This window comes from Salinicoccus sp. ID82-1, from assembly GCF_021991715.1.
GTDB classification, from domain to species: Bacteria; Bacillota; Bacilli; order Staphylococcales; family Salinicoccaceae; genus Salinicoccus; species Salinicoccus cyprini.
Genome location: NZ_JAGFLY010000001.1, coordinates 969,290 through 992,275, shown reverse-complemented (window position 1 = coordinate 992,275; position 22,986 = coordinate 969,290). Strand labels below are relative to the sequence as shown.

24 protein-coding genes and 10 tRNA genes are annotated in these 22,986 nt (G+C 46.1%); 22 read left to right on the top strand and 12 right to left on the bottom strand.

The genetic code is table 11. The features are described from left to right. Positions 1–3: 3 nt before the first annotated feature. On the top strand, positions 4–2,931 hold the full coding sequence (locus J4760_RS05175; RefSeq protein WP_237605000.1) for an ATP-binding protein: 2,928 nt from the start codon (positions 4–6) through the stop codon (positions 2,929–2,931). A gap of 10 nt (positions 2,932–2,941) precedes the next feature. Further along, positions 2,942–3,883, top strand: a complete 942-nt coding sequence (yhaM, locus tag J4760_RS05170; RefSeq protein WP_145287143.1) for a 3'-5' exoribonuclease YhaM — start codon at positions 2,942–2,944, stop codon at positions 3,881–3,883. 40 nt (positions 3,884–3,923) lie between these two features. Here the strand turns inward: yhaM and J4760_RS05165 are convergent, their stop codons facing one another. The 3 genes from J4760_RS05165 to J4760_RS05155 all read right to left on the bottom strand — a co-directional run bounded on the left by J4760_RS05165 (position 3,924) and on the right by J4760_RS05155 (position 5,930). Continuing rightward, positions 3,924–5,003 (bottom strand): foldase protein PrsA, encoded by a 1,080-nt coding sequence (locus tag J4760_RS05165; protein ID WP_237604999.1) that lies wholly within the window; start codon positions 5,001–5,003, stop codon positions 3,924–3,926. A gap of 93 nt (positions 5,004–5,096) precedes the next feature. Next, positions 5,097–5,453 carry a YtxH domain-containing protein gene (locus J4760_RS05160; RefSeq protein WP_237604998.1) on the bottom strand — a complete coding sequence of 119 codons (357 nt, stop codon included), beginning with the start codon at positions 5,451–5,453 and terminating at the stop codon, positions 5,097–5,099. A gap of 48 nt (positions 5,454–5,501) precedes the next feature. Beyond that, complete coding sequence (locus tag J4760_RS05155) at positions 5,502–5,930, bottom strand: HIT family protein (protein WP_237604997.1); 429 nt, start codon at positions 5,928–5,930, stop codon at positions 5,502–5,504. An 85-nt stretch (positions 5,931–6,015) separates the two neighbouring features. On the opposite strand from J4760_RS05155, the gene J4760_RS05150 reads away from it, so the two are divergent. Both J4760_RS05150 and J4760_RS05145 read left to right on the top strand, forming a co-directional pair. Then, the gene (locus tag J4760_RS05150) at positions 6,016–6,756 is read left to right on the top strand and encodes an ABC transporter ATP-binding protein (RefSeq protein WP_237604996.1); all 741 of its coding nucleotides are present in this window, start codon (positions 6,016–6,018) and stop codon (positions 6,754–6,756) included. After that, positions 6,749–7,951, top strand: coding sequence for an ABC transporter permease (locus tag J4760_RS05145; RefSeq protein ID WP_237604995.1), 1,203 nt, complete (start codon positions 6,749–6,751; stop codon positions 7,949–7,951). Before J4760_RS05150 ends, J4760_RS05145 begins: the two co-directional genes overlap by 8 nt. A gap of 12 nt (positions 7,952–7,963) precedes the next feature. On the opposite strand, the gene J4760_RS05140 is transcribed toward J4760_RS05145, so the two are convergent. After that, a complete protein-coding gene (locus J4760_RS05140; protein WP_145287126.1) occupies positions 7,964–8,488 on the bottom strand; it encodes a hypothetical protein in 525 nt (174 codons plus the stop codon). 165 nt (positions 8,489–8,653) lie between these two features. On the opposite strand from J4760_RS05140, the gene hemE reads away from it, so the two are divergent. The 4 genes from hemE to lplA all read left to right on the top strand — a co-directional run bounded on the left by hemE (position 8,654) and on the right by lplA (position 13,044). Next, positions 8,654–9,679, top strand: a complete 1,026-nt coding sequence (gene hemE / locus J4760_RS05135; protein ID WP_237604994.1) for a uroporphyrinogen decarboxylase — start codon at positions 8,654–8,656, stop codon at positions 9,677–9,679. Positions 9,680–9,684: 5 nt separating this feature from the next. Then, positions 9,685–10,602 (top strand): ferrochelatase, encoded by a 918-nt coding sequence (hemH, locus tag J4760_RS05130; RefSeq protein WP_145287120.1) that lies wholly within the window; start codon positions 9,685–9,687, stop codon positions 10,600–10,602. A 15-nt stretch (positions 10,603–10,617) separates the two neighbouring features. Then, positions 10,618–11,988 carry a protoporphyrinogen oxidase gene (hemY, locus tag J4760_RS05125; RefSeq protein WP_237605047.1) on the top strand — a complete coding sequence of 457 codons (1,371 nt, stop codon included), beginning with the start codon at positions 10,618–10,620 and terminating at the stop codon, positions 11,986–11,988. 66 nt (positions 11,989–12,054) lie between these two features. Beyond that, complete coding sequence (lplA, locus tag J4760_RS05120) at positions 12,055–13,044, top strand: lipoate--protein ligase (RefSeq protein WP_237604993.1); 990 nt, start codon at positions 12,055–12,057, stop codon at positions 13,042–13,044. Positions 13,045–13,109: 65 nt separating this feature from the next. Here lplA and J4760_RS05115 read toward each other — a convergent pair whose 3' ends face one another. Further along, on the bottom strand, positions 13,110–13,325 hold the full coding sequence (locus tag J4760_RS05115; RefSeq protein WP_237604992.1) for an IDEAL domain-containing protein: 216 nt from the start codon (positions 13,323–13,325) through the stop codon (positions 13,110–13,112). Positions 13,326–13,532: 207 nt separating this feature from the next. On the opposite strand from J4760_RS05115, the gene J4760_RS05110 reads away from it, so the two are divergent. The 3 genes from J4760_RS05110 (at position 13,533) to J4760_RS05100 (ending at position 14,378) form a co-directional block, all read left to right on the top strand. After that, positions 13,533–14,129, top strand: coding sequence for a competence protein ComK (locus tag J4760_RS05110; RefSeq protein WP_145287109.1), 597 nt, complete (start codon positions 13,533–13,535; stop codon positions 14,127–14,129). Between the two features lie 86 nt (positions 14,130–14,215). After that, positions 14,216–14,290: transfer RNA gene (locus J4760_RS05105), tRNA-Asn, on the top strand. 1 nt (position 14,291) lies between these two features. Beyond that, positions 14,292–14,378 (top strand) — tRNA-Ser (locus J4760_RS05100). Positions 14,379–14,458: 80 nt separating this feature from the next. Here the strand turns inward: J4760_RS05100 and J4760_RS05095 are convergent. From J4760_RS05095 to J4760_RS05085, 3 genes are all read right to left on the bottom strand, one after another. Then, on the bottom strand, positions 14,459–14,725 hold the full coding sequence (locus tag J4760_RS05095) for a hypothetical protein (RefSeq protein ID WP_186365473.1): 267 nt from the start codon (positions 14,723–14,725) through the stop codon (positions 14,459–14,461). 305 nt (positions 14,726–15,030) lie between these two features. Continuing rightward, the gene (locus J4760_RS05090) at positions 15,031–15,513 is read right to left on the bottom strand and encodes a hypothetical protein (RefSeq protein WP_145287104.1); all 483 of its coding nucleotides are present in this window, start codon (positions 15,511–15,513) and stop codon (positions 15,031–15,033) included. A gap of 108 nt (positions 15,514–15,621) precedes the next feature. After that, positions 15,622–16,473: a VOC family protein gene (locus J4760_RS05085; protein WP_145287101.1), complete on the bottom strand. Its 852-nt coding sequence runs from the start codon at positions 16,471–16,473 to the stop codon at positions 15,622–15,624. A gap of 126 nt (positions 16,474–16,599) precedes the next feature. Here J4760_RS05085 and J4760_RS05080 point away from each other — a divergent pair, with 126 nt between their 5' ends. After that, a complete protein-coding gene (locus J4760_RS05080; protein WP_145287098.1) occupies positions 16,600–16,914 on the top strand; it encodes a winged helix-turn-helix transcriptional regulator in 315 nt (104 codons plus the stop codon). Between the two features lie 151 nt (positions 16,915–17,065). On the opposite strand, the gene J4760_RS05075 is transcribed toward J4760_RS05080, so the two are convergent. Then, entirely contained in the window at positions 17,066–18,607 is a 1,542-nt protein-coding gene (locus J4760_RS05075) for an FAD-dependent oxidoreductase (RefSeq protein WP_237604991.1), read from the bottom strand. Between the two features lie 179 nt (positions 18,608–18,786). On the opposite strand from J4760_RS05075, the gene J4760_RS05070 reads away from it, so the two are divergent. The 9 genes from J4760_RS05070 (at position 18,787) to J4760_RS05030 (ending at position 20,211) form a co-directional block, all read left to right on the top strand. After that, positions 18,787–18,860, top strand: a tRNA-Met gene (locus J4760_RS05070). Positions 18,861–18,873: 13 nt separating this feature from the next. Then, a tRNA-Asp gene (locus tag J4760_RS05065) sits at positions 18,874–18,949 on the top strand. A 28-nt stretch (positions 18,950–18,977) separates the two neighbouring features. Next, positions 18,978–19,050 (top strand) — tRNA-Phe (locus tag J4760_RS05060). Positions 19,051–19,070: 20 nt separating this feature from the next. Next, a tRNA-His gene (locus tag J4760_RS05055) sits at positions 19,071–19,146 on the top strand. Between the two features lie 8 nt (positions 19,147–19,154). Next, positions 19,155–19,228 (top strand) — tRNA-Gly (locus J4760_RS05050). Positions 19,229–19,238: 10 nt separating this feature from the next. Further along, positions 19,239–19,313: transfer RNA gene (locus J4760_RS05045), tRNA-Asn, on the top strand. 1 nt (position 19,314) lies between these two features. Beyond that, positions 19,315–19,386: transfer RNA gene (locus J4760_RS05040), tRNA-Glu, on the top strand. A 40-nt stretch (positions 19,387–19,426) separates the two neighbouring features. Then, positions 19,427–19,514, top strand: a tRNA-Ser gene (locus tag J4760_RS05035). Between the two features lie 241 nt (positions 19,515–19,755). After that, a complete protein-coding gene (locus tag J4760_RS05030; protein ID WP_237604990.1) occupies positions 19,756–20,211 on the top strand; it encodes a Panacea domain-containing protein in 456 nt (151 codons plus the stop codon). A 146-nt stretch (positions 20,212–20,357) separates the two neighbouring features. On the opposite strand, the gene J4760_RS05025 is transcribed toward J4760_RS05030, so the two are convergent. From J4760_RS05025 to J4760_RS05015, 3 genes are all read right to left on the bottom strand, one after another. Beyond that, a complete protein-coding gene (locus tag J4760_RS05025) occupies positions 20,358–20,684 on the bottom strand; it encodes a four-helix bundle copper-binding protein (protein ID WP_145287089.1) in 327 nt (108 codons plus the stop codon). An 81-nt stretch (positions 20,685–20,765) separates the two neighbouring features. Continuing rightward, positions 20,766–21,545 carry a class I SAM-dependent methyltransferase gene (locus J4760_RS05020; protein WP_145287086.1) on the bottom strand — a complete coding sequence of 260 codons (780 nt, stop codon included), beginning with the start codon at positions 21,543–21,545 and terminating at the stop codon, positions 20,766–20,768. Between the two features lie 78 nt (positions 21,546–21,623). Then, positions 21,624–22,313 (bottom strand): DUF5067 domain-containing protein, encoded by a 690-nt coding sequence (locus J4760_RS05015; protein WP_237604989.1) that lies wholly within the window; start codon positions 22,311–22,313, stop codon positions 21,624–21,626. Positions 22,314–22,466: 153 nt separating this feature from the next. On the opposite strand from J4760_RS05015, the gene J4760_RS05010 reads away from it, so the two are divergent. Beyond that, positions 22,467–22,976 (top strand): hypothetical protein, encoded by a 510-nt coding sequence (locus J4760_RS05010; RefSeq protein WP_237604988.1) that lies wholly within the window; start codon positions 22,467–22,469, stop codon positions 22,974–22,976. Positions 22,977–22,986 lie beyond the last annotated feature (10 nt).

The window sequence follows — 22,986 nt, the reverse complement described above, 5'->3', positions numbered from 1 at the left end:
TATATGAAAATTATTGCGCTTAATATATATGGCTATGGAAAGATTACGGAGACGGAAATAAACACCAATCAGCATTTCATCCAATTTTTTGGAGAAAATGAAGCCGGTAAATCGACAATGCAGTCATTCATCCATTCGATCCTGTTCGGGTTTCCGACAAGGAAGGAGCAGGAGCCGAGAAGAGAACCGCGTATGCACAACCTCTATGGCGGCAAAATTACCGTCGAATTTCCGGATGAGGCTGGTCCCATCGAGATCGAGCGTATCAAAGGCAAGATCCAGGGGGATGTGAAAGTCTACTTCGATGATGGTACAGTGAGAGGTGAAGACTGGCTGATCAAGAAGCTGAACTTCATCGACAAGAAGACGTACCGGTCGATATTTTCATTTGATGTGCTCGGTCTTCAGGACATCCATAAGAACATGACCGAAGATAAGCTGCAGGAATATCTGCTCCGTGCCGGTGCCCTCGGCTCTCATGAATATGATGAGATGCTCAGTGCCATCGATACGGAAATGAAATCAATATACAAGAAGAATGGCATCAATCCCGAACTGAACAGGGAAATGGAAGAGATGTCCGACATCACCGGCAGAATCAAGGCATTGGAACAGACCGAGGAGCAGTATAAGCATCTGGTCAACGAAAAAATCAAGACCGAGGAAAGTCTCAATGCCAAAAAGAATGCATTGTATCAGCTCGATACGATACGCAAGCAGAAGATGAAGGAAGTAATGTATCATAAGGACATCAAAGAGTGGAAATCACTTGAAGACAAGCTGAATATAGACCCTGTCATCTTCCCCGAGCAGGGGCTGGAGCGCTATGAAGCATTGAAGCATCAAGTCCAGCAGACGAAACAGGATATCGCGCTCCGATCAGAGAAGCTCAAAGTGCTCAAGGCTGAGCTTGCTGGCATTACATTGCCGGATAAGTCCCAATTATCCTATTTGGAAAGCATCCAGAAGAAGGAGCCGGACATCAAGCAGAAGCATCTTGAATACGCGCGGCTCAACCTGGCAATCGAAACGCTCGAGGAGGAGATTGTCCAGCTCAGGCGTGATATCGGCTGGAATCATGAGCACCATGAAGTGGACGATTCGAACATCGTCAAGGAGTCCGTCCAGACAGTACTGTCAAAAATTGATGAAGTCGCTCTTGAAGAGCAGTTCCTTGTGCGTGAAATTGATCATCTGAAGTCGGATATCAAGCAGTTGAACCATGACATAGAACGCCTAGAAGAAGAGCAGATCAGCGATGACCGCATCCGCATCAAGAAAGAAGTAGTCGACAGGGAGTTCGAGCTGAAAGAGAAGGAGAAGATGTTCAGCCTGATCGAGAAGGACTACGAACGAGAGAAGAGGGAGCGCAACCGCATCAAGCGCGGGCAGTCCGGACTCATCATCGGCATCAGTGTCATCGCACTCATTACCGGCATATTCTATCTCTTCAATTCGAACTGGCTGATGGGTGGCATCTTCCTGGCCATCGGTGTCATTACATTGCTGCTTCTGATGCTGACGAACCAGAAGGAAGATGATTCGCTGAGAAACGACTATGAAGATGAAGTCAAGGAGCTCAAAGAGATCATAGAAACAATAAAGAGAAACAATAATGTCGATTTCGATCTCAATGATGCAAGAGACCTGAAGATGGATCTGAAGACTCAGAAGACAAAAAGAATCTCCGCGAACGTCAGACTGGAAGAGATGAAGGAAACACTGGCACTGAAGGAAACCACTCATGATTCACTGAATACGGATCTTGCCGCAATCAAGCAGGATCTGAAAGTGAATCCGGATATCGAGAACAAGTACATTGTCGATGCGATCCATACCATCAGGGAAATCAAGCAGAAGAGGAACCAGATCAGCAGACATAATGTGGAGATGGATAATATCAACCGCGAACTGAAGGAATTCAAAAGGTCAGTCAAGGATGAGCTTGTAAAGTTCGATATCCATTACGATGACAGTACTGTTTTCTACGATGTCAAAAACATGGTTTCAAAAATGTATAAGGATGAAAACCACTATAATAGACTGAAAGACCAGATCAGCCTGCTTGAAAATGAAATCAAAGTACTTTCCGAGAGGAACAATGCAGGCAGCGAGGAGATCATCCAGCTCTTCGATTATGTCGATGCAGAAGACGAAGAAGAGTATTACTATTTTGCAAGGAAGTACAAGGAGTACCACAGCAATATTGAAAGATTCAGAGAACTGAGTGAAAAGCTCGAGGAAGAACATTTCGATTATGATGCGAGAAATGAACTCTCGAAATTCCTTCTTGCTGATCTGAAGGAAGAGGAAGATGCCATTTCAGAACAGATCGAGGAGTTCAACCAGAAGGTCCAGAACGAACAGAAGGTCCTCGCGGAGCTGAATTCCGAAATCAGCAATCTGGAAAGCGACGGCAAACTGAGTGAAGTCAACCACCAGTTCGAGATGAAGAAAGCCTTCATCCAGAATCTTTCACAGGAATACATGTCACTGAACTATATCCGCATCCTGATAGAAACACATATCAAGGCAATCAAGGATGAAAGGCTGCCTGTCGTCATCGAGGAAGCGCGGAGCATCTTCGAGAAAGTGACGCGCGGACGCTACATCAACGTCATCTATGATGAGGATGGCATCAAGGTTAGGCATGTCAATGGACAGCTCTTCCATCCACTCGAACTGTCCCAGTCGACCAAGGAGATGCTCTACATCAGCCTGAGGTTGAGCCTGATCAAGGCGTTGAAAGGGTACTACCAGCTGCCGCTCATCATCGACGATGCCTTCGTTCATTTTGACAAGGAGCGCAAAAAGATCATCATGGACTATCTGCGCAGTGAAGTGAACGACCAGGTACTGTACTTTACATGTAATCTGGACAGTGCAATTTCTTCCTCCCAGACAGTCAAACTTAAAGAAAGAGTAAAATGAGGTGCTGCACTTGAATAATATATCCAAACTGAAACCAGGAGACTCGGTGGAATCATTCTACCTGATAAAAAGGAGCCAGCAGGGCGTCACATCCCAGGGAAAACCCTATATGACACTTTTCCTGCAGGATCGTACAGGTGAGATCGAAGCAAAATTATGGTCGGTCTCACGTGAAGATATGGAAGTTCTGAAACCCGAGACGCTCATCAAGGTCAAAGGGGATGTCATCGACTACCGTAATAAGAAGCAGATGAAAATCGCTGCGTTCAGAACAGCGACTGAAGCGGATGATCTGAATCCCAAGGATTTCGTGGAAAAGGCGCCGATTGATGAAGATACCTTATATGAAAGCGTCATGGATTATGTAATAAAGATAGAAAATGGCAGCCTGCAGCGCATTGTAAGACAGATTCTGAACAAGTATAAGAAGGAATTTCTGAGCTTTCCGGCAGCCATGACGAACCATCATGATTTCGTCTCCGGTCTTGCTTATCATGTGCACTACATGCTGAGGACAGCAGAAGCATTGTGTGACATCTATCCATCCCTGAACCGAAGCCTGCTCTACAGCAGTATTATTCTTCATGATATCGGCAAGGTCAAGGAACTGTCGGGACCGGTGGGAACGACATATACGGTGGAAGGGAATCTTATCGGGCATATCGTCATTGCCAGTGAGGAGATTTCCAGAGTGGCCGAAGATCTGAAGATCGACGGCGAGGAAGTCATGCTGCTCAAGCACATGATTCTGAGCCACCACGGCAAGCTTGAATATGGATCCCCGAAGCCACCGATGCTGAAGGAAGCGGAGATCCTGCACTTCATCGATAATATCGATGCACGCATGATGATGATGGATAAACATGTGGAGAAGGCGGACAAGGGCCAGTTCACAGAGCGGGTATTCCCGCTTGAGAACCGTTTCTTCTACCGTCCGGAAACACTCGATTAGAACTAAAAATGACCTGGGACATATGTCCCAGGTCATTTTTCTACTCTTCAGATGAAGTTTCTTCTGTGGATTCTTCAGCAGAAGCTTCCTCAGTCGTCTCTTCTTCTGTGGATTCTTCAGCAGATTCCTCTTCAGAAGACGCTTCCTCAGTTGATCCCTCAGTAGAACCTTCTTCTGTGGAGGCTTCACTATCGGTGTTCAAGTATGTTTCTTCAATATACGTACGGATTTCTTCGTTTTCAAACTCTGCATTATATTCTTCAAGCAAATCATTATAGAATCCGAGCACCTGTTCCTGATTCTCCTGGATTCTTGTGGAAACGATCTGACGTTTGATCGCATCGAGTTCTTCGTCTATATTTTCTTCCTGATGTCTTTTGATGATATGATATCCAAATTCAGATTCTACGACATCGGACACTTCGCCTTTTTCCAGGTTGAAAAGAGCCTCTTCGAATGGTTCAACCATCTGGCCACGCTGGACATAGCCGAGTTCACCATTATTCTGGGCACTGCCTGTATCGTCGGATTCTTCAGTTGCAACCTCTCCGAAATCTCTGCCATCCTCTATTTCCTGAAGCAGGGATTCCGCTTTTTCTTTTGCTTCTGCATCACTGAGTCCGCCTTCTTCATCGGAAGTCTGAATCAGGATGTGGGATGCTTCACGTACGGATTCCATTGCTTCCTCCTCGTCCGTCACTTCGAACTTCTCAGCGAAGAACGCATCGTGGTATGCATTGTTGATGCGCTGCTCCTTGTACGTTTCGACAGTCATGCCGGGCTGCTGTTGCTGAAGCACTGCGGCAAACTGATCCTCTCCACCCATTGCTTCGATCTCCTCATTGATCTGGGCTTCGATCTCCTCGCGGTCGACTGCATCAGAATACTTGTCCTGCAGTATGGTATCCAACGTCAATTGGAATGTACGGTTCGCAATATTGTCTGTTCCAAGTTCATTAAGTATATCGTCGGTAGTGACATCGCCAGCATCGCTGGTAGCGAGTACGTTTCCGAATTCGGTTTCGTTCTCGGCTGCACTGTCGCTGCTGCTGTCATTTCCGCAGCCGGCCAGTCCTACAAGACCGAGGCCTACGACGATCGGCGCTAATTTCTTCTTCATCTGCAAATCTCCTTTAAATATGGCTATGGAAATTAATATAGCATAATAAAGCAGCGGCGTACAAATGATTGTACAGCCGCCGTTCCATGATTGCTATTTTTTTGTGAACGCATTTTGAACTTCCTCAGCCCGGTTCTGGAGATTGCTGACATCGCCTTTGATATGTTCTATATTCGGGTTGATGTCAGCCTGGTAGTTGCTGATCATCGCCTTGATTTCATCACCCAGTGTGCTGAACACTTCCTGCGACTCATGTTTCGTCTTCAGGAAGGAAGACTTCACTTCATTTGCTTCTATTTTAAGCTGGTCGAGCTGTGTCTTGAGGTTCCCGGAATTTGATTTCAATGAAGATTGAAGCTCGCTTCCGGACTTTGGTGCGTTAAGTACTGCAATCAAGGCTCCGCCGGTTGCACCTACAAGAAAGCCGACTGCAATATTTTTGAATTTCATAGTCGTGTCACGTCCTTTTTTCCTACACATACCCTGACTTTTGAAGGGTTAAGCATTCAAATGGGTGCGTATGATGTTTTGTATTTCTGATTTTTCTTCGTCTGTCCGCTTATTCGGATCCTGTTCCCAGTGGTAGCCGAAACCATCATATTCATCCTTATAGCGCGGAATCAGATGGAAGTGGATGTGGAATACCGACTGTGATGCATAGGCGCCGTTGTTCTGTATGACGTTCAGACCTTCCGGTGAGAATGCACTTCTGAGCGCATTGGCCATCTTCGTAATGACCTTCATCAGGTGGGCGCCTGTTTCTTCGTCAAGGTCATAGATGTTTTCCACCGGTTTTCTCGGCACGACGAGCGTATGTCCTTTCGATAGGGGGAAAGCGTCTGTGAATGCAATGCAGACATCATCTTCATAGACAATATTGGCAGGAATCTCACCAGCTGCAATCTGTTCAAAAATAGTTTTGCTCATTCATTGTACCTCCATTGATCTGTTGTGATATATTTGTTTAGTATAAGTATACAAATAATATATAACAAATAAAAGGAAGTCGAATATGGTACTTCAAATCAATCAACTGACTGGCGGCTATTCGAAGACGCCGGTAATACGGGATATCTCCTTCAATATAGAGGCAGGAGAGATTGTCGGGCTCATCGGGCTGAACGGCGCCGGAAAGAGTACCACCATCAAGCACATACTGGGGCTTCTCAGACCCCATTCAGGTGAAATCAGGGTAGGGGGCATGACTGCTGAAGCGGATATCGAAGCCTACCGCAGACAACTCGCCTATATACCCGAATCTCCGGTGCTCTATGAGGAGCTGACGCTTAGAGAGCATATCCAGATGACGGCAATGGCCTATGGCATCGACGAAGCCACTGCGCTGGAACGCTCAGAGCGCCTGCTTGAAATATTCAGGCTGGAGACGAAAGTGGACATGTTTCCTACACATTTCTCAAAGGGGATGAAGCAGAAAGTGATGCTGATCTGCGCATTTCTATCGCATCCAGATCTTTATATCATAGATGAGCCGTTCCTTGGTCTGGATCCACTCGGTATCGAGTCCCTCATCAATCTGATGGTTGAAGAAAAGCATAAGGGCCGCTCGATACTGATGAGTACACACATCCTTGCGACAGCTGAAAGATACTGCGACCGTTTTGCAATCATAGATGATGGGCGTCTCATTGCTTTTGGAAGCCTCGATGCACTCAGGTCGGAGTTCAATATGCCGGGCGCCACTCTGGATGAAGTATACTTGAGAATCACAGGGGGCGGCATTCAGAATGTCTGATCAACTATTCAGAAGCAGATTGAATGAGGACATAGCGAGAAGGAGCTATTATGGGAAGTTCATTTTCAACAGCCATTTCCTCATCTTCCTGACGATTACAGCCGGATTCTTCCTCTATTCCCTGCTCAGTCTGCTCGAGACCCTCGAACCGACGCTGTGGCTTGATGTGATTGCCGCATTCCTGGTCAGCATACTGCTCATTCCGGCGTACCGGACATTGCTGAAAGAGGCGGATGGTGTTTTCCTGCTGCCCTATGAGGCGAAGTTCGGCAAGTATCTTTCGGCTGCCGACAGATACTCTCTGACCCTCGGTATCATCAAGCCGCTCATTGGCGGCACCATTGCCGTGCTTCTCCTGACAGTGGGGCATGGTCTGGTTGAAATCATCACTTTCATTGCCGGTGCCATCATCTTCTATGTAATGAACTTCCATATCAAGAAGGCAGTCGTAAACTCCAGGCTGTCGACTCCTTGGATGATGGCAGGCCTCATCGGCCTAAGCTTCATCTCCCTGATGCTGATCGTGCAGAGTCCGTTCTGGCTGCTGCCGGCAGTTGCGGTTTACTGGGTGGCACTTGTATATGCCAGACGTACCAGCCATCCCCGCCTCGACTGGAATGCCATGATAGACTATGAGGCATCCCAGCTCAACAGCTACTATCGTAATGTTGCCCTGTTCACCAATGTCAGCCATATCGATAAGCAGTTCAAAAGAAGAAGATATCTGGATCCCTTCCTGTGGCAGCCCAAAGGGCGGGCCTTCAGCAAGGAAAAGATGTATGAATATCTGTTCTACAGAACATTTGCGAGGAGCCACGACCTGCCGATGATCATACTGCGTCTGATTCTGCTGTTCGGCATTGTCATGGTGTGGATCGGAAATCTGTATTTCTCCATCATCATCGTGCTGTTCGGCATCTACATCATCGTACTCCAGATGTCCCAGATCTATACGGCACAGGCCTATCTGCTCTGGCCGAAAGTCTGGCCGGTCGACCGGGGATTCATCCAGAAGAGCTATGTCGACTATTCCCACAAGCTTGTTCTTGTGATCAGTGTCCTTTTCAGCCTCATATTCCTTGGTATCCACTACGAAAATTTCTTTCTTGTCGTCCTGTTTCCATTGTGGGGCTACTTCATCAATCGAAGTCTGAGCAGAACCGTGTATAGAAAAGAAAAAGAATTAAGCGACTGATATATCAGTCGCTTAAAATTCGTCTTCAGGGTCCGCCTCATTATCTTTAAGAGGCAGATAGAGCCTTGCAGATATGGATTTGTGGAACAGCGCCTCTGCGGTCCTGTATTTGCTGAGCGCTTCTGCTGTAAGGTAGTTCCTGTAGCTGTTCGTCTGTTTGAAGTCATTATAGGTCGACGTCTTTGCCCACTGTATGAAGACGATGAAACCATCTCCGGCAAGCGCTTCACCGATGCGGTATGCCAGTACGCCATTGGTATCGGACAGTATATCGTTCACTTCGGCAAGGTGGCTGTACATCGGGTCCTTGTTCTCCCCGGGTATCGGGATGTAGTGGATTGAGGTGGGCGAATCTTCGAGTGGTCCGGAAGAATTGATGAGGTCATAGGATTGCCTCGAGCTGAAGATGCTGTCATTGCTGTCGCTTTCATAGTACAGCACTGCATCCTGACCCATTGCTGCGATAGAGACTCCGGAATGCTTCCTTGCAAGGCTCTGCATGTAGGTAATTGTTCCTGTTGTCAGGTGTAGTTTCATTATGTTCACCTCATATATAGTCTTATCTTGACTATACCCTGAATACAGATGCGGGTAAACCTTCAAAAAATAAATCGATTTTTTGACATTCATACAGCAATTTATAATAATTATCATCAATGTGTTAGAATATTGATGGATATATAAAAATTGGAGGAAAAAACTTTGTTCAATGATACGATAATTAAAGCGGCTAAAGGAGAAAAGACGGATTATACGCCTGTCTGGTTCATGAGACAGGTCGGGCGCAGCCAGCCGGAGTACAACAAGGTCAAGGAAAAATATTCCCTGCTGGAGATCACCCGCCAGCCGGAACTGACCGCGTATCTTACTGCGACTCCCGTTGAAAACTATAATGTGGACGCAGCTGTGCTATATAAAGATATCGTTTCTCCTCTGGCACCCATCGGTATAGATGTCGACATCAAACCTGGAATCGGCCCGGTCATACAGAATCCGATCCGCGACATCAAGGATGTGGAGAAGCTCGGGGAACTCGACCCCTACAAGGATCTCGACTATATCTACAAGACCATCGAAATTCTGACCAAGGAAAAGCTGAATGTGCCCCTCATCGGGTTCTGTGGTGCACCTTTTACAGTAGCAAGCTACATGATTGAAGGTGGACCTTCAAAAAATTATCATAGGACGAAGCAGATGATGTACAACCAGCCGGAAACATGGTTCAAGCTGATGGACAAGCTTGCCGACATGAACATCCGATATCTCAGAGCACAGGTGGAATCCGGTGCAAGCATGATCCAGATCTTCGATTCATGGGGCGGCGCACTGAACAGCGAGGATTATGCATACTATCTGTCACCTGCAATGAAGAAGATCATCAGCAGTGTCAAGGAGATGGGTGCACCTGTCATCATCTTCGGCATCGGCGCATCCCATCTCCTTTCAGAGTGGGATGATCTCGGGACGGATGTCATCGGTCTGGACTGGAGAACGTCAATCGACCAGGCCAGAGCGGCCGGCGTGAAGAAGGCGCTGCAGGGCAACCTGGATCCGGCACTCCTGCTTGCAGACTGGGATGTAATCGAGAAGCAGACGAAGACCATTCTCGATCAGGGAAAGAACAACGGTCATATATTCAATCTGGGACATGGCGTATTCCCGGAAGTGGACCCGGAAACACTTAGGAAATTGACTTCATTTGTACACGAATACAGTAAAGGACAGTGATTGGAATGAAACAGAAAAAAGGCCTGCTTGTCATGGCATATGGTACACCATATAAAGAAGAAGATATCGAACCCTACTACACGCATATCCGTCGCGGAAGAAAGCCGTCCGAAGAGGCGCTTCAGGACCTGAAGGACCGTTACGAAGCCATCGGCGGCATTTCTCCTCTGGCTGATACGACCAAAAGACAGGCGGAAGCACTGGTCAACCAGCTGAACGCCTCACAGAACGAAGTGGAGTACGAACTTTTCATCGGTCTCAAGCACATCGATCCATTCATTGAAGAGGCTGTGGAAGCGATGCATGACCATGGCATTACGGAAGCGGTATCCGTCGTACTCGCACCACACTACTCCAACTTCTCCGTCGGATCCTACAATAAACGGGCCAGGGAAGAAGCTGAGAAGTACGGCATCTCGATCAAATCCGTCGAGTCCTACTATGAGCAGCAGCCGTTCATCGACTTCTGGACGGAAGCGGTCAAGTCCTCTCTTGAGGAAGTGCCTGAGTCCGAACTGGCTGACACGGCTATTGTCGTCAGTGCACACAGCCTTCCGGAGAAGATCAAAGAACAGAATGATCCATATCCGGACCAGCTCGCAGAAACAGCTGAACTCATCAAGAACAATGCCGATCTTGAAAATGTCCATATCGGCTGGCAGTCGGAAGGCAATACACCGGATCCATGGCTTGGACCCGACGTACAGGATCTGACAAAGGCACTGCATGAAGAACATGGATACAAGCACTTCATCTACCTTCCTGTAGGGTTCGTATGCGAACACCTGGAAGTCCTTTTCGATAATGATGTGGAATGCAGGGATGTGTGTGATGAAGTCGGTGCCGGCTACCATAGACCGAAGATGCCGAACACTGACGAGCGTTTCATCCAGGCGATGATCAACGAAATCAATAGACTGTAGTAAAGAAGGCTGATTATAGTGAGAAAAGTAGCAGTGATAGGTGCCGGCATTACAGGATTGGCAGCTGCGCATTATCTGTCGAAGCATGATGATGTCGAAGTTGATCTTTTTGAAAAAAGCGATCGGGCAGGCGGCAAGATCAGAACGTACCGCCAGGACGGCTATACCATTGAACTTGGTCCTGAATCGTATCTGGCCAGAAAGCAGATCATGACTGAGCTGGCGGAGGAGATCGGACTTGGTGATGATCTCGTACGCAATCAGACAGGCACTTCATATATCTATGTAAACAACAGGCTGTCACCGATGCCAAAAGGTGCAGTGCTCGGCATGCCGACCGAGCTGGTGCCGTTTCTGACGACAGACCTCGTTTCAGCCGGTGCCAAGCTCAGAACAGGTCTTGATTTCATCAAGAAGCCGCTGCCGGTGTATACGGATATATCCGTCGGCAAGTTTTTCAGAAGCAGAGTAGGCGACGAAATGCTCGAGAATGTCATTGAACCGCTCCTGTCCGGCATATATGGCACCAATATCGACGAACTGAGCCTGATGTCCACATTCCCGAACTTCAAGGAACTTGAGGAGACGCATGGCAGCCTCATCAGAGGCATGTACAATCAGAAAAAGAACGCACCGAAATCTGGTGGACGAAAGCAGGGGCAGTTCCTGCAGTTCAAGCATGGCCTGCAGTCCTTTATTGACAGCCTGCTTGCCTTCATAGAAGAAAACGGCGTATCCGCGTTCTTTGAACATGATGTCGAATCCATCACCAAAAGTGGCTCGGGCTACACAATGCATGTCAACGGGGAAGAAAGATCCTATGACAATATCATTGTCACTACGCCGCACTTCCAGTATAAGAGATGGTTCGAAGACCTGCCGCTTGAATACTTCAAGCATATGAAAGCGACAAGTGTTGCGACTGTCGTCATGGCATTCGAAGCTCATCAGGTGGAGAATGATATCGACGGCACCGGTTTTGTTGTCAGCAGAAAGATGGATACTTCCATCACTGCATGTACATGGACGAACAAGAAGTGGGCGCATGCAGCACCGGAAGGCAAGGCGCTCCTGAGGGCATATGTCGGTCGTCCCGGTGATTATATCGTCGATGAGAAGACGGATGAGGAAATTGTCCGTCTGGCACGGAAGGACCTCGATAGTATCATGACAATCAGTGGAGAACCGGAATTCACCATTGTGACCCGGCTTAAAAACTCCATGCCGCAGTACAAGGTGGGGCATAAGGAGATGATCGGCGGCATTCATGACTATATGGCCGAGCATTATCCTGGAGTGGTGCTGACAGGCGCCTCCCATAGCGGTGTCGGTCTGCCGGACTGCATCAGACAGGCAAAAGAAGCAGTGGACTCACTGGTTCAATAAGATGGCAAGAAATGCCCTGGATGTTATCATGTATAATATCAGGGCATTTTTTAAGGAGGCAGATTTATGAAGTTCATATCAAACAACAATATTACAGATCCGATGATCAACCTGGCCATGGAAGAATACGTGCTACGTGAAATTCCGACGGATGATTCGTATTTCCTGTTCTATGTCAATCAGCCATCCATCATCATCGGCAAGAACCAGAACACCATCGAAGAGATCAATGAATCGTATATCCGGGAGAATGACATCAAAGTCGTCCGCCGAGTATCCGGAGGCGGAGCTGTCTACCACGATGAAGGCAACCTGAATTTCAGCTTCATTACTGAAGATGATGGGGATAGTTTCCATAATTTCCGCAAGTTCACACAGCCGATTGTTGATGTGCTGCAGGATATGGGCGTGAATGCTGAGCTATCCGGCAGGAATGACCTCGAAATTGATGGCAAAAAAGTTTCCGGGAATGCAATGTTCAGCCTGAAGGGCAGAATGTTCTCGCATGGTACACTCATGCTCGACAGTGACATATCAGAAGTACAGAACGCCTTGAAAGTGAATCCGAAGAAGATTGAATCAAAAGGCATAAAATCGGTCCGATCACGTGTCGGCAATATCAATGATTATATGGAAGAAAAGCTCGACATCGAAGTGTTCAAGGAAAAGATTCTGGAATATATATTCGATGGCAGGGAGAATATCGAAGAGTATGTGCTGACGGAAGAAGACTGGGAGAAGATCAGGAAGCTGTCCGAGGAGAAGTATCAGACATGGGAATGGAACTATGGACGCAATCCGAAGTACAACTTCAATGCTTCCCACAAGTTCGATGCCGGACTGCTCGATGTCAGACTGGACGTCAGGAAAGGCAGAATAGAGCACGCTAAAATATTCGGTGATTTCTTCGGGGTAGGGGAAGTGGATGTCATTGAAGAGAAGCTTATCGGCGTAGAGCATGAAAGACAGGCAATCGATCAGGCTCTTGTCGATGTTGACATCAGCTTCTATCTTGGGAGAATTACACGAGAAGAGTTTCTGAATCTCATCGCATAAAAAATAAGCTGACTTTCAACAATATGTACAATGTACAAGTTGAAAGTCAGCTTTTCTCATGTCTGTCATGCGGCATCTTCATTCGTCAATTCCTTCAGCAGTGATGTATAGGTCATGAACTTCTCTTCATCCTTTTCCATGAGTGCCTCTTCAATCTTTTCGGTATATCGATTACGATTGTAGTCATCCATAGCTTCCTGAAGTAATAGTTCAGCGGACAGGTCGTTGATGGTATTGATGAAGACTCGCAACTGGTTAACTGGGTATACTTGTTTGTTCATCCCTAAATCCCCCTTCATCATTTGGTTGTTACAAATTATATAACACGAAATAGGTTTGGTCAAACTAAGTTTAGAATATTTAGATTATTTATTGTTGTAATTTTACTATATTGCGTAAATATTTAACATAAATATTATATATAGTTAACATTTATAAACTTATGTGATATCATGAAGATGTTGGAATATTTGAAAAAGGGGAGCCTAATGAACAGACTACATTATCAGATACATGAAGAAACGATGTACATTGTACCAGTCAGCAATGGAGGCTACATAGAAAGCAGAGTGGGAGAAACTTACGGAGAAGGTATCGAGTGCAGGCTGGCACCGAACAAGCTTATCGAGCGCAACTGCAGAAACCATTCACAGAACTACTCAGCAAGGAAGGACTTGAGCAGGACACTGACCGGAATCTCAAGCAAAGTGCCGATCATCGTCGATCTGTTCGGATCATATATATACTTCTGCACACATTCCGACAGGGTGAGTGAGAACAACTGGTTCAATATCAAGCATATCCAATCCTATTCGAATGATGAAGGGATGACACGTGTACAGTTTTCAAACAATGAGGAACGCATCATCGATATATCATATGCTTCATTCAACAACCAGTATCTGAATGCCTTGAAGCTTCATTATAAATTCAACCAGCAGAAGGAGAAATACCAGAAGAAAGAGATGAATATGCATTTCCAATATCCCACACTCGGCCGGGGAGAAGCGGCTCAGATCAATGAATCCATCTATCATTCCTACATAAACTACATCAATGGCCTGCAAATCAGGGACAGGGTGTAAATTTAAATTAAAACATGTTAAATAACGGTTGAAAAAACGTGTGGAATTGTTATAATTGTAAATGTTCGATTGAAAAATAACATTGTTCCACAGTAGCTCAGTGGTAGAGCTATCGGCTGTTAACCGATCGGTCGTAGGTTCGAATCCTACCTGTGGAGCCATGGAGATGTACTCAAGTGGCTGAAGAGGCGCCCCTGCTAAGGGTGTAGGTCGTTCTGCGGCGCGAGGGTTCAAATCCCTCCATCTCCGCTACATTCCCTGTAACCCCCGTGGTTGCAGGGTTTTTTGTTTTTTGGCTACAAAAAAAGAGCGCTATAAGCGCTCATATATCAGGAACAACTTTTAAGTTTTTCGAGTATATCCAGTGGTGTCATGCCATCTTCCAGATAACCGACTTTGAAAACCGGATTTTCAAGGTTTTCGTATGCAACGACAGGCACTCCGGAGATGACCTTATGGTCCGGATCATCAATCATGCGAAGGAATTCCTCCATGCAGATGCCTCTTTCACTGAGGAGTTCTTCGATGGAATCATATTCTTCCACAAAGTAGCTCTTTTCAGTATTATCTATATGCTTACTCATCTTTTCTTTCAAATATTCCATCTCCCTATATATGGGGTGTAGCGGGATTGCAAAGGCAAAGGGTCATATCGAACCTTATAATTAGATTGCTGCCTAGAAACAACTGCAGAAACTAGAATCAGATGTGTTCTTTCTATAATCTTCACATCTGTTTTGATGCATCAGATGCATTCGATCCATTATAGCATGTCCGAGTTGCCGAGTATACTTAAATTCGGGCAAGTTTGAAATTAAGAATGTTATGATGCTGCAAATACAGAAATGACGGTGCCAAGAAGCACCGCCATCGCATTGTGATAATCTATGGATTAGATTTACTATCTGTTGATGAACTGTTCCTCTTCATCATCATGCTTCTTGAAATACTCCTCTTCGTCTTCTGTTATCATATCCGGGTTATTATCTTCCACTTCCACCATTGTCCTGACACCACTGTTCACATCAATCACTTCAGTGTCATACTCGTCTCTAGGGACGACGTTGATATACTTTTCTCCTACAGCATCCATTTCAGGCGAGTCCGTATCTTCAATGTTAAGACCTTCAAAAACGATAATTTCTCCATTTTCGTAGTGGTTCATGAGATCGTTTCTGCTGCCTTCGTCAAAATCAAGCTGGTCTATATCACGATCGGGGTTATCGGAATTCTGATCAATGATGTTGATGCCTGAGAAGTTGTCTTTAAGTTCCGACAGGTCAGTTCTGGAGATGACAGTATAGTTTTTCAAGTCGATGTAGTTTTCAAGGTAGACTTTGGCATCTTTTACAGTTTTAAATGGTTTATATTGATTTTTATACATAGGTAATGACCTCCATTTATAGTTAGGTAGTTATTCCCTGCAAATAAAAAATCAAACTAAAAACCCTGCAATATGAGTTTGCAGGGTTGCCGTTTGTCATATATCCATTCAGCTGACAGCCATGATCACCCGGTTGCCTGAAGGATCGATCGAGGTGACCATCTGGTCTGCTGTAGAGACTTCATACTTCATTTTTCTGAGGCGTTCGACAGCCGCATCGAGTGCGTCCTGGTCCGGGTAGGACAAAGTGAAAGTATCCAGGCCGACACTTCCTGGCTCAGGCTGTGGAGCATCGGTGCCGTTCCATACGTTGATGGCGATATGGTGATGATATTTCCCTGTAGACATGAAAACGGCCTTGCCATGTATGTGGCTGACGACTGATAGTCCGAGACATTCTGTATAGAAGTTTGTTGCGGGTGCAAGACTGGAAACATGGAGGTGCAGATGTCCCATGATCGCTGATTCGGGCATCTTTTCCCATTTCTGTCCTGGCGCCATGGTTGTTGCCATATCTTCAAAGTTGAGTGGATCCGTTGTCATGACAACATGGTTTCGCGCCCAAGTCCATTGGTCGGGAGAACGGTCACAATAGAATTCTATGCCGTTGCCATCGGGATCATCGACGTAGATGGCTTCGCTTACATTATGATCAGCTGCTCCGACTTCCAGATCATTCTGCAGAAGGTGGACAAGCAATGCAGCAAGCTCCGACCTGTTCTGAAGGAGAATGGCAAAATGATACAGACCTGTCGTCTTCTTCTTTTCAATGGGATGCTCCGGCACAGTGAGCGACAGGAAGCTGGTTTTCCCATCTGCTGTCAGATGCACTTCATTGCCGTTCTGCTCGAGTATGGAAAAGCCGAGCAGGCCGGTATAGAAGTTGAGTGCAGCCTGCATATCCGACACATTTATTTTTACGTGGGAAACGTATGTTAAGGGTGGTGTATGGAAATTCATGTGTTCCTCCTTGGTAATAACTTAGTGTAACAAACTATATAATAGTAATAACTATATGTAAAGTAAAAAAGTATCTTTATGTATAGTAGTGTATATGATATAATGTGCACGTAAGGATGTGATATTATGAAACAATCAATTCTTTGTCCAAAGTTTGAAAAAGCTGTAACAATGCTGAGTCAGAGATGGACGGCCCTGGTCATCTATCAGATGCTCGAAGCACCTCAGCGTTTCGGTGAAATACAGGCTGCAATTGGAATAAGCGGCAAAGTACTTTCCGACAGACTTAAAGATATGGAGCAGGAAGGTCTTATAAAAAGGGATGTCTATCCTGAGACGCCTGTAGTTATAGAGTATTCTCTTACGGAGAGGGGACGTTCTCTCGAGCCGGTATTAAGAGACATTGAAAAATGGGCAGAGGAATGGGTCCAGATCGACTAGTTGGCAGACTGTCGCAGGACAGGTTTCCTTTGCTTATAAATAAATAAAGTGATAGGGGGTGGAATCTTTGGAAGATTCCACCCCCTATCTATTTGCCTTGGATAACGGTAGAGGGTTTCTCCACATTATATATTACCATTGGTCGGGAAAACTAGTCATTAGTCCTTTTTACTTCGACATCAAGGTCGGTAGTCGCTGGACCTTCTATTACGTTTCCTTTGAAGTTGAAGCGTGAGCCGTGGCATGGGCAGTCCCAAGTTCTATCGGACTGGTTCCAGCTGAGGCTGCAGCCCATGTGTGTACAGCGGTTGTCGACGACATAGTATTCATTGCTGTCCTCATCCTTATAAAGGCCTTTCTTCATCATACCATCCCTGACGACTGCACCTTCGCCGGCTGACAGATCGACCTCATCCATACTCGGGTAGCTCTTCAGCATATTCTTCGCCTCGACACCCATGCTCTCAAGCGGTGTCGTTCCCTGGTCTTTAAGCTGATGGAGTAGCCCCTTGCTCCTATGGGGGCTCAGCATTTCATGATAGCGGTTGTCCTTCCCTTCAATCAGATCACAAATGATCATGGAGGAGAGGACACCGTTCGTCATACCGTATTTATTGAATCCCGCTGCAACAAATACATTATCACGATCCGTATCAAAATAGCCGATATATGGCATCGAGTCGACTGTCATAAGATCCTGGGCCCTGTATGCATAGAGGCGCTCATGGTTGGTCGTCTTCTGATCGGCATAGAGTCTCAGTTTTTCAAGCTGGTCGACCATGTCCTTTTCCATGTAGGACATATGCCCCATGCCACCGAAAAGCAGGGTAGGCAGTTCATTGTCTGCGCCCATTATATGCCTTGTCGTCAGGCTCGGTCCATCCTGACCACCAAGAGACACATTTTCAGGTGGCGGCGTGGAGGTGGTGACAACCAGACCATAGGAGCGGTTGATCTTGAAGCTGTTGAAATAGAGACCCTGGTAGTCGAGGAATGGAAAGTGTGTAGCGATGATCAGATGCCTGAAATGTATGCTGTTCCCATCATTCGTTGCCAGAGTATCGCCATCGAGAGATTTCCCACGAGTATGTTCATATATGCTGACGTCTTTTTCTGCGAGTACTTCAAGAATGCCCTTCAGATACTTGAGGGGATGGAACTCCGCCTGGTTGCGCATGATGAGTTCAGCTGCCGTTTCAAAAGGGAGATCCAGTTCCTTTTTCAGTAGAGTCCCATCTATGCCCAGTTCCTTATAAGCCTCAGCTTCCTTTTCAAGTTCCCTGACGGACGCATCTTCCTCGACATACATGACACCATCGACTCTTCTGAAATCGCCGTCTATATTGTGCTTCCTGCCGATGGCCTCCATTTCATCAATGGCCGCCATCTGGGAATCATAGTACAGACGTGCCGTCTCCTTATCCTTCTGTCTGATGAGCTGGCTGTAGAGCATCCCCTGCTGGGCCATGATGCGTGCTGTCGTATTGGCAGTTGTGCCGCCAAGAATGTAATCCGTATCAATCACAGTGACTTTATAGCCTTTCATGGCGAGCTGGTAGGCATTCATCAACCCGGTAATGCCGGCACCGACGACAAGGACCTCGGTTTCAATATCGTTTTCAAGTTTTGGGTAGGAAGGCAATTCTACAGTATCGGACCATATGGAAATATTATCATGCTTGAATTCGCTCATTAAGTAATCCTCCTTGAGTCGTTTGTCTCCTTTACCCCAAATGGAAGAAGTATACTTAAAAACAGTCGAATTAATGAAAGTGTAAATTTTACGTAACAAAATTAACAAAAGCGCTTGAAAATGTATGCTTAAAAGTATAATATATATATCAGGCGTTGAAACAGACGTAATAACATTAGCGCGGGATAGAGCAGTCTGGAAGCTCGTCGGGCTCATAACCCGGAGGTCGGTGGTTCAAATCCACCTCCCGCAATTTTTTTACATAAGGTCCCGTGGTGTAGCGGTTAACATGCCTGCCTGTCACGCAGGAGATCGCGGGTTCGATTCCCGTCGGGACCGCCATTTTTAATTATTACATATCTATAATCAAGGTTCAGTAGCTCAGTCGGTAGAGCATGTGATTGAAGCTCACAGTGTCGGCGGTTCGATTCCGTCCTGAACCATTATTCATCCATTTATTATGGCGGTTGTGGTGAAGTGGTTAACACACCGGATTGTGGTTCCGGCATGCGTGGGTTCGAACCCCATCAGCCGCCCCATATTAAATGCGGGTGTAGTTAAATGGTATAACCTCAGCCTTCCAAGCTGATGTCGTCGGTTCGATTCCGATCACCCGCTCCAATCATATTGTTCCACAGTAGCTCAGTGGTAGAGCTATCGGCTGTTAACCGATCGGTCGTAGGTTCGAATCCTACCTGTGGAGCCATGGCCCGTTGGTCAAGTGGTTAAGACACCGCCCTTTCACGGCGGTAACACGGGTTCGAATCCCGTACGGGTCATACTTCAGAAGTGAGCCAGCTCACTTCTGTTTTCAATCAAGGACAGTTGGCCGAGCGGCTTAAGGCGCACGCCTGGAACGCGTGTATACGGCAACCCCGTATCGAGGGTTCGAATCCCTCACTGTCCGTTACTTGAATAGCTTGAATATGAGAGACCCCGTCAAATGATGATTTGACGGGGTTTTGTCATGCTGCAAATTTTTCATTTTTGACGGTCGCTACAGTTTTCAGTTGTCGAAAGTGCATCATATCTGGTACTTTTAACTAATCGATGGTCCTTGTGATAAAATCGAACACGCAGACGATGAGAGGGGCAACTATCAAAATTTCTAATACAGATTTTGAGTGATAAAACAGGAGGAATTTCATATGAGTGATAAACTGGCTAATGTTATCAACTGGTTTCTATCCAAAGAGACAATGACGTACAACAAGCTGCAGACGCTGCTCTACTATTCCCAGGCCTGGACGGTGGCCATATTGAATGATAGTGAAGAGGAGCTGGACTATAAACTGTTCGATGAAAGTTTCGAAGCATGGGAATTCGGCCCTGCCATTCCCGAAGTTTATGAAAGGTTCAATGACTATGATGAGTCGGCATTGTCTGATGCTTTTGATAACTATGAATTCAATGAAGATGTAGAGGATATCCTTGAAGAGGTGCTTTCCTTGTATGGGGATTTCAGCGAAGAAGATCTCGGATACATTGTTCGGCATGAGAAGCCCTGGCGTGAAGCGAGACTCTATGATACTCGGCAGAATGTGATTCCTCTCGAGAGCATCTACAGCTACTTTGCTGAAAAGCAGGATAGATATAATTTTTGATGGTTCCTAAGGTGATATATTAATAAAACGTTCATGTGCATGGCACGTGAACGTTTTATTATCATGAGTGAAATGCATTCATAAGTATATGTAGAATAGACAGGCGGGCATTGTCTGCAATCCCCACCTGTGTCTGTATCAGTATATTATGCTACGTTTCTGCAAGCCTCTGCACATTTGAAGCATGCTTCCGCACATTTCTGGCAGTGGTCGTGGTCATGCTTCTCACATTCTTTACCGCATGCTTCACAGATGGTCGCACATACGTGAGCCAGTTCTTTGACGAATGGGGAGTTTCTTGCGATTGCCTGTTCGAGATAATTGCATATGTCTGCACATTCTCTGTCGAGACGGATGCATTCCGCCATCATCTTAACGTCATCTTCCTTCAGGCAGGCGTCGAAGCAGTGGTTGCAGGCTGCCATGCATTCATGCAAAGTGCTGAGTAGTTGCTGGTGCTGTTCGTGTGCCAAGAGTAATCACTCCTATATAGATTTTAACGCATACATATTTCAAATTCCCACTATCATAAAAATTAAACATCCTTGCGCGGATCAGGAGGACACATCCAAATAGCCGTAGTGGAACAGGCTGGTCTTTCTTTTCAGCTGGGTGAAACCCAACTGGCTGAACCGGCTGCTTTTCCAGTGGTCCTTCATTACGACACGATGTCGGGCGACGCGTACTGCTTCATGGATGATATCCAGTGTCAGTTCGCCATGATGCGCCTGCCGATGGATGTTTTGGATACCATCCGATGCTTCAATGCTTTCGTCGAACATTGGGTCAAAGTAGACGACGTCGTAGGCATTATCCGGAAGTGTCTCCAGATAGGAAAAATGATTTTTGTGCAGGGTGGTGATTCTGCGCATCGCTTCATTCATTTCATGGTTGCCTGCATCGTAAGTCCTGAGGCCTTCTGAGACAATCATATGGAGCAGGGGGTCAGCCTCCACTGCAGTGACCTGGCCGCTGCTGCCTGCAACAAGGCTTGCGATTATGCTGTCTGAGGCAAGTCCCATTGTACAGTCAAGCAGCTTCATGCCGGTCTTGAGTCCCAATGCTGAAATAAAGGGATCTTCTTCACTGTTCATGAGTCTTCGTGCGCGGACCATGGCCATGTTTGGATGAAATGTCATCGCGGTTTCCTTGTCGAGGGGGATGACAGAGATTCCTTTCCTGCTGACGACAGTGATATCCTGCTGGTATTCATCTTTCAGAGCGCTGATCGACTTTTTCCTGCGCGCGATATACGGGTGACCATATGAAGCGGCAATTTCCCCGGCATATTCAATTGTAGGACTATCGCTTCTTCCGCCTGTGGTTATTATCATGGACTGCTCCTTAATTAATATGACCCTGGCAATGGCAGCCAGGGTCATATTAATGGTCTTACATCAGAATCCATCAGATTACTCTTCGGAGTCTTCTGTAGTTTCTTCTTCTGTAGTTTCAGATTCACTCATTTCAATCGTGTAATCAAGTGGTTCCACTTCTTCCTCCGCCATTGGGTTTTCACGACTCTGCAGTACAGTTTCGAGTTCGGTATCCACTGGGCCATAAGCAACAAGAGCAGTTACTGTTTCGCCGGAATCTATTCTCTCTGATGAAGCAGCAGCTTCATCGCTCTTTTCAAAGTCTTCAGGTAGATCCATTGTCAAGTTCTCCAGTGTTGTTTCTCCTCCCTCAGTGATTTGTCTCACTGCAAGGTCAAGGCCAAAGGCTTCCTGTGGAGAAGTTGCAACATCAGAGTTGTTTGTAAACTCGAATTCAATAGTTACAAGCTCGGTCGGCCCTGGTTCTTCGGCACCTTCCTCTGTTTCTTCTTCAGCAGGTTCGGGTTCAATGGTGTGCTGACCGAATTCAGTCATCTCGTATTCCCCGTATTCTCCCGAAAATGCAACTGCACCGGATTCAGTCGAGCCGTCGGCAGATTCCTCCTCAGTCGTTTCTTCTTCTGTAGAAACCTCTTCAGTCGATTCTTCCTCAGTTGCTGTTTCTTCTTCGCTGGATGTTTCTTCCGAACCACTATCCCCACTGCATGCTCCTAAAAGCAGAGCTGATGAAAGCCCGCCTGCAAGCAGGTATTTTCTTAAACTCATACGGATTTCCCCCTAAAAATGTAGATACATAATTATTATAGTATAATTTCATGAATAATCAATATTATTACGGTTCATGAAATAATCGATTTTTTTCTTTTTTGTAGTATAATGGAGTTACTAAATAATATCGATATAGTACGGAGAATGCATATGATAGCCTATCATGAAGTAAATGAATACTTGGATGCCATGGAATTGCCGAAGAGCATCGAAGAAATACTGACAATCGATTACGCGCTTGAAGGTAAGGAACTGAAGTTCCTGAGCGCCGCCAAACATCATTTGGAGCAATCCATAGATCTCGAAAGCTACCGATACAAAAAAGTACATTGCATCGGCTGCTGCAAGATCAATCTTACACGCACAGGACTCTATTTTCTGCTTGATGACGAGATCATCGGAGTACATACATCCATTATAAAGGGATTCAGTGATAATGCGGATTGGGAGATCACGCAGTTCCATCTGAAAGACGTCAAGGAGTTGGATTTTGATTTTGAATCTTCAAGCATGTCCAAATTCGGAACAGGCATCCTATTCCTGAAGGTTCTGAATGAAAGAGGAGCGCTGCGCAGCCGTACTTTCCGCAATCTTAATCCGAACCATTTCCAGTGCTTCCGCGATTTCCATACAAATGTAATGCAGGATAAAATGATATAAAAAGACCTTG

Bases quoted from the DNA above. Each gene is read 5' to 3' on its own strand.
- J4760_RS05155 (WP_237604997.1), bottom strand. From the start codon at position 5,930: ATGAGCAAAACTATTTTTGAACAGATTGCAGCTGGTGAGATTCCTGCC.
- J4760_RS05010 (WP_237604988.1), top strand. From the start codon at position 22,467: ATGATAGCCTATCATGAAGTAAATGAATACTTGGATGCCATGGAATTG.
- lplA (WP_237604993.1), top strand. From the start codon at position 12,055: ATGAAGTTCATATCAAACAACAATATTACAGATCCGATGATCAACCTG.
- hemH (WP_145287120.1), top strand. From the start codon at position 9,685: ATGAAACAGAAAAAAGGCCTGCTTGTCATGGCATATGGTACACCATAT.
- J4760_RS05175 (WP_237605000.1), top strand. From the start codon at position 4: ATGAAAATTATTGCGCTTAATATATATGGCTATGGAAAGATTACGGAG.
- J4760_RS05165 (WP_237604999.1), bottom strand. From the start codon at position 5,003: ATGAAGAAGAAATTAGCGCCGATCGTCGTAGGCCTCGGTCTTGTAGGA.
- J4760_RS05020 (WP_145287086.1), bottom strand. From the start codon at position 21,545: ATGATAATAACCACAGGCGGAAGAAGCGATAGTCCTACAATTGAATAT.
- J4760_RS05030 (WP_237604990.1), top strand. From the start codon at position 19,756: ATGAGTGATAAACTGGCTAATGTTATCAACTGGTTTCTATCCAAAGAG.
- J4760_RS05075 (WP_237604991.1), bottom strand. From the start codon at position 18,607: ATGAGCGAATTCAAGCATGATAATATTTCCATATGGTCCGATACTGTA.
- J4760_RS05140 (WP_145287126.1), bottom strand. From the start codon at position 8,488: ATGAAACTACACCTGACAACAGGAACAATTACCTACATGCAGAGCCTT.
- J4760_RS05145 (WP_237604995.1), top strand. From the start codon at position 6,749: ATGTCTGATCAACTATTCAGAAGCAGATTGAATGAGGACATAGCGAGA.
- J4760_RS05080 (WP_145287098.1), top strand. From the start codon at position 16,600: ATGAAACAATCAATTCTTTGTCCAAAGTTTGAAAAAGCTGTAACAATG.
- J4760_RS05150 (WP_237604996.1), top strand. From the start codon at position 6,016: ATGGTACTTCAAATCAATCAACTGACTGGCGGCTATTCGAAGACGCCG.
- J4760_RS05110 (WP_145287109.1), top strand. From the start codon at position 13,533: ATGAACAGACTACATTATCAGATACATGAAGAAACGATGTACATTGTA.
- J4760_RS05015 (WP_237604989.1), bottom strand. From the start codon at position 22,313: ATGAGTTTAAGAAAATACCTGCTTGCAGGCGGGCTTTCATCAGCTCTG.
- J4760_RS05085 (WP_145287101.1), bottom strand. From the start codon at position 16,473: ATGAATTTCCATACACCACCCTTAACATACGTTTCCCACGTAAAAATA.
- J4760_RS05160 (WP_237604998.1), bottom strand. From the start codon at position 5,453: ATGAAATTCAAAAATATTGCAGTCGGCTTTCTTGTAGGTGCAACCGGC.
- J4760_RS05115 (WP_237604992.1), bottom strand. From the start codon at position 13,325: ATGAACAAACAAGTATACCCAGTTAACCAGTTGCGAGTCTTCATCAAT.
- J4760_RS05090 (WP_145287104.1), bottom strand. From the start codon at position 15,513: ATGTATAAAAATCAATATAAACCATTTAAAACTGTAAAAGATGCCAAA.